General features: G+C 63.1%; 6 protein-coding genes. 1 reads left to right on the top strand and 5 read right to left on the bottom strand.

Features of this window, described 5'->3' with window-relative positions; translation table 11 throughout:
* Positions 1 to 35: 35 nt before the first annotated feature.
* The 4 genes from treY to AC1DNK_RS17290 form a co-directional block, all read right to left on the bottom strand.
* Positions 36 to 2,474, bottom strand: a complete 2,439-nt coding sequence (treY, locus tag AC1DNK_RS17305; protein WP_477942359.1) for a malto-oligosyltrehalose synthase — start codon at positions 2,472 to 2,474, stop codon at positions 36 to 38.
* Between the two features lie 128 nt (positions 2,475 to 2,602).
* Positions 2,603 to 3,166, bottom strand: coding sequence for a dihydrofolate reductase family protein (locus AC1DNK_RS17300; RefSeq protein ID WP_477942358.1), 564 nt, complete (start codon positions 3,164 to 3,166; stop codon positions 2,603 to 2,605).
* Positions 3,167 to 3,245: 79 nt separating this feature from the next.
* Entirely contained in the window at positions 3,246 to 5,327 is a 2,082-nt protein-coding gene (gene pbpC, locus AC1DNK_RS17295; RefSeq protein WP_477942356.1) for a penicillin-binding protein 1C, read from the bottom strand.
* A complete protein-coding gene (locus tag AC1DNK_RS17290; RefSeq protein WP_477942355.1) occupies positions 5,327 to 10,801 on the bottom strand; it encodes an MG2 domain-containing protein in 5,475 nt (1,824 codons plus the stop codon). The genes pbpC and AC1DNK_RS17290 overlap by 1 nt, the downstream gene beginning before the upstream one ends.
* Before the next feature lie 639 nt (positions 10,802 to 11,440).
* Here AC1DNK_RS17290 and AC1DNK_RS17285 point away from each other — a divergent pair.
* Positions 11,441 to 11,881, top strand: coding sequence for a response regulator (locus tag AC1DNK_RS17285; protein WP_112388921.1), 441 nt, complete (start codon positions 11,441 to 11,443; stop codon positions 11,879 to 11,881).
* A gap of 2 nt (positions 11,882 to 11,883) precedes the next feature.
* On the opposite strand, the gene AC1DNK_RS17280 is transcribed toward AC1DNK_RS17285, so the two are convergent.
* Entirely contained in the window at positions 11,884 to 12,615 is a 732-nt protein-coding gene (locus AC1DNK_RS17280) for a TetR/AcrR family transcriptional regulator (RefSeq protein ID WP_477942354.1), read from the bottom strand.
* Between the last annotated feature and the right edge of the window lie 98 nt (positions 12,616 to 12,713).

Here is a 12,713-nt window from a genome sequence, read left to right as displayed (position 1 = left end):
GGTCAAGCGGGAAATTTCGCCCCGCCTGAAAATCGTCAGTCGGGCTCGATCAGGGCGACAGGCTGAACGCCGAGAATACCGGCGAGCGGCAGCCTAGCTCCGGGGTCAAGATGATGTCCGGTAAGGAGATCGCATTTGATGCCCTGCAGACTTGGCGGGATCTCGATTGCGGTATCGGCCCAGAACTCCGGCCCTGAAAACAACACGCCAGGGTCCAGCCAGCCGAGCATCAGGCGTGGTACGACCGCAATCGCATAGTCGCCGTCGAGCTGCCGGGCGAAGGCGACGGCGTGGTCCTTCCGGCTTCCCGTGATGCTGAGCGGCAGATACCGGCCAGCGGCAAACAGCTGTGGCTGGCGGCGGCGCAGGTGCAGGCCGATCTCGATAATCCGCTGTTTCAGCACCGGTGCCGTCAGCTCATCGATTTCGCCATGCGCCGAAAGCGACTTGCGGATTGCCTTGAAATTGACCGGGCGGCGGTTGTCGGGATCGACGAGGCTGAAATCGAAGCCTTCCGCGCCCTGATAAATATCGGGGATGCCGGGAGCGGTCAGCTTGATCAGCGTCTGCGACAGGCTGTTGAGATAGCCGGCGGAAAGGAGGGGCCGCAGCGTTTCGGCAAAGTCCTCATGGAAGGTGAGGTTCGATGAGGCTGTGAGCGCTGATGCGTAAGCATTCACCGCGGCTTCGTATCCCGCATGCGGCTCGTCCCAGCTGGTACCGAGCTTCGCCTCGCGGATCGCTTTCTCGGCATAGGCGGCAAATCGCTCCGTCAAAGCTTCCGCCCGGCCTTCGCTGAAATCTTCAGGCCAGATGCCGGCCAGCGCCTGATAGAGAATCCATTCGACATTGCCCTCTGGCGTCAGGCCGCCCGGTAGTTCGGTGAGGTGTTCGCGGTTCATTTCGCGCCAGCGCTCGACGCTGCGGCGCCAGAGGTCCGGTTCCTCGCTGAGGGCATAAAGTCTCGCGCGGGCGTCTTCACCGCGTTTGGTGTCGTGTGTCGAGGTTGCCGAAAGCCCATGCGGCTGTTCTTCCGCACGCTTTTGCATGAAGCGGTGAAAAGCCTCAACGCCTTCGGGAATCGCGTCCGGCTCGCCGCCGACTTCGTTTGCGGCGAGAAGCCGGTTGTGGCGATAGAACAGCGTGTCCTCCATCGCCTTTGCCATGATGGGACCGCTCAACTGCTGGAAGCGCCGCTGGAATTCTTCCGCGCGGCCGTTGGTCAGCAATGCGCAGACGCCGTCGAGCGCCCTGCGGTCTTTGACATGCCTGGCGGCCGATCCTCTTATCTCTTCCAGCACCGTGGCCTCGCGTGCGTCCATCGCACCGCCTTGGCCGTAGGTCCTATAGACAGGAAAGGCGATCAGAAGCTCGCGAATTGCGTTCCTGATATCCGCTTCCGGTGTATCGGGGAGCGCGGCGGTCGCGAGCTTGCCTAGGCGGTTCACCTCGCCGGCAAAATTCCGCTCCACCATAAGCATCTTGGCGGCTCTCAACCCCGCTTGAAAATCCGCGTTGGCCGGCGCGATGGTCGCATACGCCTTCTGCAACTCGGCCGTTCCCTTGGGGTCGATGAAGAGATCGGCAAGAGCGGAAATGAACTCATAGCCCGTCGTCCCCGAGATCGGCCAATCCGCAGGCAGGCTCTCGCCATGGCCGAGGATCTTTTCGACGATGATATAGGTCTCCGGTCCGGTGGCCTTTCGCAGCCGGTCCAGATAGGCCTTGGGGTCGGCAAGGCCGTCGATATGATCGAGGCGCAAGCCTTGCACTTTGCCCGACCGGACAAGATCGAGGATGACGCGATGGCTGTCCTCGAAGACGGCCTCGTCCTCCACGCGCAGGCCGGCGAGGCCGGTGACCTCGAAGAAGCGGCGGTAGCTCAGATGAGATGCGGCCGTCTTCCAGTGCGTGAGCCGCCAGTGCTGCGCCACGTGGAGTCGGCCGATGTCGCCGGTTTCGGCACTATCGGGATGCAACGGCAGATGCGTCTCGAAATAAGCAAGGGTCTGCTCGCCGGTCTCCGGGTCTCGAACTACCTTGAGTTCGCCGTCGGCCAGCACTTCTTCGAAGGGTTTGCCGAGGATGGGGAGCGTCAGCGGTTCGGACCAGTCGATGTCGAAATAGCCGGCATAGCGGCTCTGTTTTCCATACCGCAGCACGTCCCGCCACCAGGCATTTTCGGTCGAGGCCGCCATGTGGTTCGGCACGATATCGAGGATCAGCCCGAGACCGGCCTGTTTGAGTTCGGCGCAGAGCCGCTCGAACCCCTGGCGCCCGCCGATCGCGGGGTCGATCTCGTTGGCATCGGTGACGTCATAGCCATGGGGCGAGCCTGAGACCGCCGTGAAGATCGGCGAGGCATAGAGATGGCTGATGCCTAGCGCCTTGAGATAGGGCACGAGTTCGGCCGCATGGTCGAAGGTCATGCCGTTGCGAAACTGGAGCCGGTAGGTGGATGTGGGAAGCGTCATGAGCCGCCTTTGTTCGGAAGGATAACGATCCGGAACGGCGGCGGCGGGCTTTTGTTCCCGCCGTTTCATTCTTGCAGCAGGCAGCGGGCAATCTCCTTCCGCCCATTGTCAGGCCCGCGCAGTCATGGTCATGCGCGGCGGAAAATCTGTGCCTGTGTCCCCTTTGGAAAGGTCTTTGAACCGACCAGCTCAAAGCGGCGGAGCGGCATGACGCCGGAGAAGATCGGCAGGCCGCTGCCGAGCGCCAACGGGTAGACCATCAGCCGGTACTGATCGACCAGATCGGCGGCGATGAGACTCCGGGCGAAGCTGGCGCCGCCATGGGCAACGATCGGGTTTCCGTCGGTGGCCTTGAGTTTGGCGATCTCCTCGCTGAGATCACCGCTCGCCACATAGGCGTCCGGCCAGTTGCCGGTCTCGGCAGCCTCCAGGATGGCCGATCCCGACTTCGAAAAGACGGCCTTCGGTATCTCGTTCATCGGCGCGGCGAATGGCCCTGCCGCAGTCGGCCAGAATCCGGCCATACTCCTGAAGCTGCGGCTGCCTATGATGTGCAGGCCGGCATTCGCTACCGTCTCCACCTTCCAGGCAATCGCTTCCTGGTCGCCGTTGAAGATCCAGTCGATTTCGCCTTCGGGACCGCAGACGAAGCCGTCGAGCGACATGGCCATGGTCAGGATCAGGTCTCGCATTGCTCTCTCCTAGCGTTGTTCTGATCCAAGGACGTAGCGAGGGCGCAGGTTCCGACAACGCCGCCGGAAAATCGGGACGTCAGTCGATGAAGACGCCGACACTGGCCGCACGGCCCATCGCGTCGATAACGGTCAGCTTCGAATAGCCGGCGCCGTCCGGCAGCCACTGATTGGTGCGGCGGCGCGAGAGATCCGGCAGCGGCTTGCCGTTTGCCAGCCATCGGAATGGTGCCCGGCCGCCCTGCAGTTTCAGCACGAGCGGCGAGAGATCGCCACTCTTGGCGCCGAGGTCTACATGCGCGCCCTCGGGCGGATAGACGATCTGCGGCGCGGATTCGCGTGACGAATTGACGAGGAGCCCGCTGGCATTCAGTGCAAAACGGCGCTGGCTGACCGGCAGGTCCTGTTTGGCGATGCGGATCGCGCCGGAGGGCGGGCGGGGCAGCGGCGTGGTGGCGATGCCGGACTTGGCGAAACCTTCGAACAGGATCGGCGCCGCGGTGCCATATCCCGTCAGTCCGGGAACTGCGCCGTTGTCAGGGCGGCCAACCCAGACGCCGAGGACATAGCGGCCGTCATAGCCAACCGACCAGGCGTCACGGTAGCCGTAACTCGTGCCCGTCTTGTAGGCGATGCCGCGCTGCGGCGCGCCGGCGGGCGGGATGACGCCGGAGAGGATATCGGCGATGTTCCAGACGGCGACGGGTTCCAGCAACGGCTCGCCATCGATCTTGCCGGGAATGCCGGTCACGCCATCGCCGATCCTGACCGGCTGGCCGTTGTTGGCGAGCGCCGTATAGAGCTGCACCAGATCCTTCAGCGTGATGCCGACGCCGCCGAGGCCAATGGCCAGACCCGGCGTCTCATTTGGCGGCAGGCTCGGCTGAACCTCGGCGCGGCGGAAGCGCACCATCAGCCGTGTCGGATTCACCGCATCGAGAAGCTTCACGGCCGGGACGTTCAGCGACAGCTGCAGCGCCTCGCGGATCGTCACGTCGCCCTGATAGCTCATGTCGAAATTGCGCGGCCGGTAACCGAAGAAATCCGCCGGACGGTCCTCGATGATGGTTTCCTGGGCGACGAGGCCCTGCTCGAAGGCGAGACCATAGATGAAGGGTTTTAGCGTCGAGCCCGGCGAGCGGCTGATGCGGGTCATGTCGATCCAGCCGGAGCGGCTGGCGTCGAAATAATCGGCCGAGCCGACCTCACCAACGATCTCGCCGGAGCGGGCATCCGCCATCACCATGGCGATCGACAGCTTCGGGCCGAGCCGCATGGCCGCGTTCCGGGCGGTCAGTTCCAATCCTTCCTGGACCTGTTTCTTCAGCGTCGTCTTGTGCTCGCGCTCCTTGGGCGCCTTGCGCAGTGCCGCTTCGGCAACATGCGCTGCAAGCGCCGGCAGCTGCATGCGCCGCGCTGGCACCAGCGTCGCCTCGGCGCGCCCGGCTTCGCCATCACCGACGGCGTCGGCCACGGCGACACGCTCCAGCACCCGCTTGCGCGCCGCTTCGGCGGCAGCGAGATTGCGATCAGGGCGCCGTTTTTCGGGAAGCTGCGGCAAGGCGACGAGGAGAGCGGCCTGCGCCACCGTCAGCCGCTTCGGCTCCTTGCCGAAATAGGCAAGGCTTGCGGCCCGCACACCTTCAAGATTGCCGCCATAGGGGGCATGGGTCAGGTAGAGATCGAGGATCTGCTCCTTCGACAGCCGCCGTTCGATCTGGATGGCGCGCACCACCTGCAGCAGCTTGGCCGACAGCGAGCGGCCGCTGCGCGGCTCGATCAGCCGTGCCACCTGCATCGACAGCGTCGAGGCGCCGGAGACGATGCGGCCGCTGGTGGCAAGCTGCAGCGCTGCCCGGCCGATCGCCAGCGCATCGATGCCGCGATGGTCGTAAAAGCGCCGGTCCTCATAGGCGACCAGCATGCGCAGGAATTGCGGATCGACGTCGGAGACATCCGTCTTCAGCCGCCAGCGGCCCTCGGGCGTTGCGAAGGCGCGCAGCAGCTGGCCGTCGGCATCCAGCACTTCGGCAGAGACCTGCCCGGCAGTATCGAGCGGCGGCGGATAGGCCTTGTCGAGCGCATCGAGGCCAAGCGCCAGCGCGCCGGCGAAGATCACGCCGGCCGCCGATGCAATGGTGAGCCTGTGCCAGAGCCGCATTACTGTGCTGCGACAACCTCCATCTTGCCGGTCGCGGTGCGGGCCGAGAGCTGCGGCCGGTACATGTCCTCGACGACGGCAGCCGGATGGTCGTAGGTGCCCGGGGTCACGGCGCGCACGACATAGGCGACGTTGATCTCGCGGTTATCGCCTTCCGAGCGGTTGAAGGCCGCCACGAAGCGGTCGTCGCGGAACTCGGTATGGGCGGCCGTCTGTTCGCCGATCCAGTCGAAATTCGTCAGCTGGGCGCTATCGACCAGGCTCGGATTGTCGATCTGGAATCCGGCCGGCAGCAGGTCGGTCACGACGATGCGCGACGGCCAGTCGTTGCTTTCGGTCACATGCAGCACGACGACATAGCGCTCGTTCTGCTTGGCTTCGCTGACATTCGCCTCCTCGCCATCGAGCGTGTAGTAGCTGCGCTCGATCGCAAAGCCGTCGCCGCCGGCAGGCAGCGGCGTCACCGGAGCGGCAACCGTCGTCACCACGGCGGAGACCGTGTCGCTGGTGCCACTGGTCAGCGTCAGCGGATTGTTCAGGAGCGCATCACCGCTCATCGACGCCATGTAGGAGCCCGTATGTTCGGCACCGTTGACATCGACCTTCAGCGCATCGTCGCCGCTCTGGATCGCGCGGGCTGCCAGCAACATCCAGGCCTGTTCCTGGGTGCTCGTCCACTTGGAGCGGTTGAACTCCTTGGCGACGGCCTTGGCGAGCTCCGGAATGACCGGCGGCACCGGACGGCTTTCAGCAGCCAGCGCCAGGATCGCCGCGCCATCACGCAGGATCGAGCCGTAGTCGGTGCGCGAAAGATTGACGCGCTGGACCATCGACGTTTCGGTCATCTGCAGCGCATCGACAAAGATGTTCTTCGAGCGTGTCGCATCGCCGTAGAGCGCCAGCGCCGCGGCGATATGGGCCTTGGCGAGCGGCGTCGGGAAGTCGTTGATCATCGTGTCCGCGTAGTAGCGCAGATCGCTGATCGCCGCCTTCTTGTTGCGGGCGAGAACGTAGAGCGCATAGGCGATATTGTCGCCCTGCGTCTTGACGTCGACGTCGTAGCTGAGCGCGTTCTGCAGGTTCTCGAGCGCCTGCACGAGCGCCCGATCCGGCACATCATACTTCTCTTCACGTGCGCGGGTCAGGAAGTCGGTGACGTAGGAATCGAGCCAGAGGTCGCCTGAGTCAGGTCCCCAGAGGCCGAAGCTGCCTGCCGACGCCTGATAGGAGAGCACGCGGTAGATCGCGTCCTGCACCCGCTTCTTCACATCGGCGTCGTCTTCAAGTCCTGCCTGCTTGGCGAGTTCGCCGAGATAGAGCAGCGGCATGGCGCGGCTCGTCGTCTGCTCGGCGCAGCCGAACGGGTAGCGATCGAGCGTCATCAGCAGCGCCGGAATGTCGAAGGCGGCGGAGCGGGTGACGTTGACGCTGACGGAGGCGCCGGGCAGCACGCTGTCGGCCAGCAGCTCCTTGTCGATCTTCAACGAGGCCCCCGGCTTCAGCGCGATGACGCGGCGCTCGGTGACTGGCAGCGACGCCGGGCGAACCGGCACATCGACAGTCTGATCGAGCGACAGGCCCGAGGCATCCGAGAGATTGATCGTCACCGCGCCTTGGCCCGGCTGCTTGCCGACGAGGGCAAGCGTCAGGTCGGATTTGGCGCCGGCATCGAGATGGATGGTCTTAGAGGCCGAGGCTGCATCGACGCCGACTGCGTCGTTCCCTGATATCGCCAGCTTGAAGTCGCCAGCTGGCGCATCGGTATTGGCGATGTCGAGGCGCAGTTCGGCGTTGTCCCCAGGCGCCAGGAAGCGCGGCAGGCTGGCGGTGACGACGACGGGATCGCGGATGATGACGTCCTTGACGCCATGGCCGACGCCATCCTTCGACCAGGCAACCGCCATGACGCGGGCCGTGCCGTTGAACTGCGGAATGTCGAAGCTGACATTCGCCTTGCCTTCGGCATCCAGCTTCACCGGGCCGGAGAAGAAGGCGACAAGCTTCTGCGTCGGCGGGCTGGCCGAGAGCGCCACGGCGCCGCCGTCACCGCCGGTGCGCAGCTTGCCGGTTGCGCCGAGCGATCCGTCGATCAGGCGGCCGTAGAGGTCGCGGATTTCGAGACCGAGCTGGCGCTGGCCAAAATACCAGTCCTCGGGGTTCGGCGCCTCATAGCGCGTCAGGTTGAGAATGCCGACATCGACGGCGGCAACCGTCACATAGGCATCCTCGTTGGCGCCGGCACCGGCAACTGCGAGGCTGATATTGAGCGGCCCGCGCGGCAGCATCTTGTCAGGTGCATCGACCTTGACCTGCAGCGCCCGCTGCTCGGGATCGACTTTCAGCCATTTGATGCCGATGGACCGCATCGGCATGTGATTGTCCTGGCTGTCGCCGGGACGGAAGAGCGTGGCGGTGACATAGGCACCGGCACCCCAATCGGCGGTGACGGGAATATCGACTTCGCCGCCGGTCTCGCCCATCGTGGCGTTCTGTACGGCCACCAGATTTTCGGTGCCTGCGGTGACCATCAGCTCGCCGCCATAGCGCGAGGTGACCTTCAGCTTGGCCGTCTCGCCAACCTTGTAGCTGTCCTTGTCGAGGGCGATTTCGAGACCATCAGGTGTTTCCGTCGAGGTCGTCTCGACGAACCAGCCGGCGTCGAATTCGAAGCTTGAGGTCGGGCCGTCGGCATCCGGGCTTTCGAGTTCGAGTCGATAGCGGCCCCAGCCGACCGGCACGGAAATCTTGCCGCCGTCCGTTCCGGTATCGATGACGCCATCGGCGACCTGGCGGGCGTTGTAGGCAGGCTCGTATTTCCAGGCGGTGCCGTCGCGGTACCACTGGTATTCGCGCTCGAGATTGTAGAACTTCCAGCGCAGGCCCTTCACCTCCTGCTTCTGGCCTTCGGCGGTGATGCCGATGACATTGAAGGAGGCTGTCGAGTTCTCGGCGACATCGCCGGAGAATTCGGGCTTGATGCCGATCATCGGACCCTGGTTCTTGACCGGTATCACCAGCGAGCGCTCCAGCGCCCGGCCGCCCTGTTCCTGCATGCGGATATAGACGGTGGCGTTCAGCAGCTGGGTGGTGGCAGGAAGGTCGCCGACCGTGAGATCGGTCGATGCCTTGCCGTTTTCATCGAGCTCGGGCAGGCCCTCGATCGTCTGGCGGTTTTCTTCGGAGGCTTCTTCATCGGCAAGGCCGAAGAAGTAGCCGGCGAAGGCAGCGCTTTCGCGGGTCGGCTTCAGCACGACGTCGCCTTCGAGCGTCAGCCCGGCAGCCGGTGCGCCATAAAGGTATTTGCCGTTGATTTCGATCGTCGCCGGCGTATCCGGGCCGATTTCCTTGGCCGCGGTCTTCAGCTCCATGTCGGTGCGATCGGGCACGAAATCATCGACCAGGAAGCTCTTGGTGCCGATCGCAGCACCCTTCGGATCCGTGTAGATGTTCATCGTCCAGGTGCCGCGCATGGCGTTCTGCTGCACCGGCAGATCGACCGTATAGCCGCCGAGATCGCTGGTTTCCTTGACGATGCGGCGGTCTTCCACACCATCGGGGCGCAGGAAGACGAAGGTGAGCGGCAGGTTCTCGATCGCCTTGCCGTCGGTGTCGCGGGCCAGTGCCGACGCATGCACCGTCTCGCCGGCCCGGTAGATGCCGCGCTCGGTAAAGGTCATGATATCGATTGCGCCCGGCGAAGCGCGGCCGGTGACGCCGCGGTCGGAGAGGTCGAAGCCGGCGCGCGTCATGTCGAGGAAGACGTAGTCGGAATCGCCGTTCTTGGCGGTGATGACGGCCGGCGTCAGCGCCGCGGTGCCGCGCATCAGGCCGGCGGTGAAGGTGGCGCGGCCGTTATCGTCGGTCTTGGCGGTGCCGAGCACTTCGTTGTTCTTGGCAAGCAGCGTCAGCTCGACGCCGGCAATCGCCTTGGCGGAAGCCAGCGAGCGGGTGAAGACGTTGAGGCCGTCGGTGCCGGCATAGGTGGTGATGCCGACATCCGAGACGACGAACCACTGCGTCGCCTTGCTGTCCCATTCATTCTCTGGCGCGTTGGCAGGCGAGGCGATTAGCACGTAGACGCCGGGCTTGCGCTGCGGCAGCGCCTCATCGACGGGGAAGCTGGTGACGACATCCTTGTTGAGGTCGTTGGCGATGTCGATCGAACCCTGCCAGACCAGCTCGCCGCTTTCGTCCTCGATGCGCTGGGCGCTGTAGCCGTCGAGCTGCGTCAGGAACTGCGAATTCGTCAGCAGCGGCGCAATGCCGCGATCGCCGATGCGGTAGAGCTTCAGCGCCGCCGACTGGATGTTGACAGAAACCAGCGGAATACCGCGGCGCGCCGTGGATGGCAGCACGAAGCTGTCGCCGGTGAAACGCACCGTCTGGCTGCGGTCCTTGACGTAGATGTCGAGGCTGACAGGCGCTTCCAGCACCTCATCGACCGACGACGGCAGGCCGGAGCGGAAGACGATCTTGTAGTTCTCGCCATGAACGAGACCTTCGACGCAGATCTGCTTGTCCTTGGCTTCGAGCGCTTTCGGCGCCTGGCCGTTCAGCGTCACGAAGGGCGTGTAATCCGTCGTCTTGACCAAGGATTCCGAGAAGGTGACGCAGGCGCGGGGATTGGCGCTGTCGGCATCGACATTATGCTCGGTGATCCGGAAGCCCTGCTCGGCCTTGAGCTTCAGATAGGCGTCGTTGACTTCCTTGGAGCTCGCAAGCGCCAGGCTCGCCTTGTAGGCGTTGAGTGCCGCCCGGTAGTTCGAATTCTTCGACAGCGACGTCGCAAGCACGGCCAGCGCGTCGGCGCGCTTGGAGGCAGTGCGGGTTAGGTCATATGCGTTCAACGCATCGAGCTGCGCCTGGCCGAAGACCTGGCTGTCGGTGCCGCCGAGCGAATTGGCGGCGCGCGCGGTTTCGAGCCAGAGGTCGCCATCGTTGGGGGTGAGCGCCAATGCGCCATGGAAGGATTCCAGCGCGGCGGCGAGATTGTTGGCCGTGAGATCGAGGCGGGCGGTCGCCGTGAGATTATCGACCGACTGACCTTCCTGGGCCTCGGTCAGCTCGTTGTTGGTCTTGTAGTCGCGGGCCTGCTGGATGACGTCGGCCGAGAGAAAGTTGAGGCGCGGGGCAGCGCCCAGATCCGGCTCCTGCGGAATGGCCGCGGCCGTCGTCTCGACGATCCGGCCGGCGATCGCGCCCGGGAAGGCGTTCATCGTCTTGAAGTCGGATTTCAGGAAGCACCAGCTGACCTTGGGATTATAGGTAAAGGCTTTGCAGCTCTTGTCGCCGATGCAGGACTTCTTGCACTGGTCGAGCGAGACGTTCTGCTCCGTCCTCAGATCGAAGCCGAAGAAATCCGCATCCTTGATCGTCTGGATATCGCGCTTCGCATCTGCGGCGCCGGCTGGCAGGCTGATCGCAAGTGCAGAAAAGGCGATGGCGGCGAAGGCGAAGAAAGAGCGTACAGACATCAAGTCCCCCCGGGCGGCTGCGCTGATCGGGCCGCACTCTTGGCTGCCCCGATGGCGTTGTCAACACAACTTATGCGGTGTCGCGTTTTCGCACAGAAGCCGCCATCGCATTATCATGTCATCATGAGATAAGTCCTTTGGAATTGGGCCTTTTTGCTGCTTCTGGCAAGACGAAACGCGGCAAAGGGAATTGCTCTCCGATGGACCTGTTTTTGTCGGGAAGGCGCGTCGCGCTGGCCGCGATTTCACTGCTTTCCTGCTTCGTCGAAAGCGCTCCGCAATAAGCGGCTGTCATCCCGGCGACCGGCGATCACCGGATGCACTCGAACTCTCAAGGTCGAAAATCCGAAAAGCTTTCTCGCGAGGCGTACCGGGAAGATCCGTTCTCGCTCTGAGGGTCTGTCGAGTGTTATCCCGCCCTGTGGATAACCGCGCAGGCGGCACCCTGAGCCGCCTATCATTTCAAAGGCTTAGCTAATTTTAACATTTTATCAATGTTAACAACGGGTTAAACTCAAAAAAATACGTCCCGGCCCGGAACATATCCTTTCCAGCACCGTTATCTGCTCAAGTTCCAGAGGCTCACAACCTTCCGGAATGAAGTTCTTTCGCGTGCTTGGGTTAACGGAAGAGGGCGTCATGGCCATCAATGTTGTGCGTAAATGGCTGCGGGATAACGTTATGAACCAGAGAGTATTGATTGTAGAAGACGAGTTTCTGATCGCGCTCGACCTCGAGGCGACAGTCGAAAACTTGGGAATGGAAGTCGCGGGACTTGCGACCAACAAGGAGCAGGCGTTGCAGCTTGCTCATCTGGCGGACGTGGCTTTCGTCGATATCAACCTGTCCGATGGCGCGACAGGTCCGGAAATTGGCCGCCGCCTTGCCGAAGAGCATGGCATCACGGTCGTTTTCATGACCGGCAACCCGGAGGCTGTCGCGAACGGCGTCAAGGGTGCGCTAGGTGTCGTCAGCAAGCCCGTCATGCCTGCGGTGGTCGAACAGTCGCTGAAATATGCCGTCGCGCGCCGCGCAGGCATGTTGGCGTCGGTGCCGCCGCAGATGATGGTGTTTGCCTGAAATTAGCCGCTGACGGCCGCAAGTTGCGGCCGTTCGGCTAGCTTTTCCGTGCCGTAGGCACGAAGGAAAGTCCGCACGGCATTGCGTGCTGCGCTTTCGAGCTGTGATTCCGTCGGCAATTGTCCGAAGAGCAGCATCAATTGCAGATCGGCATTGCCGAGCGCCAGAAACTGGCGGGCTGCCACATCGAAATCATCGATCTTCAGAGCCCCTCCGGCACTCAGCCGCGCAAACAGCGCCCCGAGCGCCGAAATAATCCTGCCCGGTCCCTGCTGGCGCCAGGTCTCGAAGAGATGCGGATAGCGCTCGCCTTCGTTCTGGATCAGACGGCGCAGGAATTTTCCGTCCTGATTGCAGAAGCAGTTCTTGTTGATGCGAATTGAAAAGGCAACGAGATCGTCTTCCAGATTGTCGGCATTGACCGGGAAGGTCGAAAGCATCGAGAACAGCATCTGGTCCGCGCGGCTCATGACGTCCTCGACGACGGCGACGAACAGCGTTTCCTTCTCGCAGTAGTGATTATAGACAGTCTGTCGCGAGACATTGGCCTCGATGGCGATCTCGTCGACGCTCGCTCCGGCAAAACCCTCGCGGCAGAAAACCTCGGCCGCGGCCTCCAGGATCGATGCACGCTTCTTGAACTGGCCGCGCTGGGTCGGTCCTTCGGATCGCTTTTCGGGTGTCGCGGAATTTTTCATATCCGTAAATGTAATGCGTCTTGACGTTTTAGACAATGCTGTCTAATTTTACACTAGTGTCCAAAATAATTGACATACTGATGCGTATTCGTTGGCGCTTCTCCCAAGACGCCGATGGACCGCTCCGGACACGC

The organism is Rhizobium sp. 01N424, assembly GCF_056399485.1.
The sequence above is the reverse complement of the archived record's forward strand: the minus strand, read 5'-3'. Positions and strand labels throughout refer to the sequence as shown.

Coding starts and splice junctions, on each gene's coding strand:
- treY (WP_477942359.1), bottom strand. CDS start 2,474: ATGACGCTTCCCACATCCACCTACCGGCTCCAGTTTCGCAACGGCATG.
- AC1DNK_RS17300 (WP_477942358.1), bottom strand. CDS start 3,166: ATGCGAGACCTGATCCTGACCATGGCCATGTCGCTCGACGGCTTCGTC.
- pbpC (WP_477942356.1), bottom strand. CDS start 5,327: ATGCGGCTCTGGCACAGGCTCACCATTGCATCGGCGGCCGGCGTGATC.
- AC1DNK_RS17290 (WP_477942355.1), bottom strand. CDS start 10,801: ATGTCTGTACGCTCTTTCTTCGCCTTCGCCGCCATCGCCTTTTCTGCA.
- AC1DNK_RS17285 (WP_112388921.1), top strand. CDS start 11,441: ATGGCCATCAATGTTGTGCGTAAATGGCTGCGGGATAACGTTATGAAC.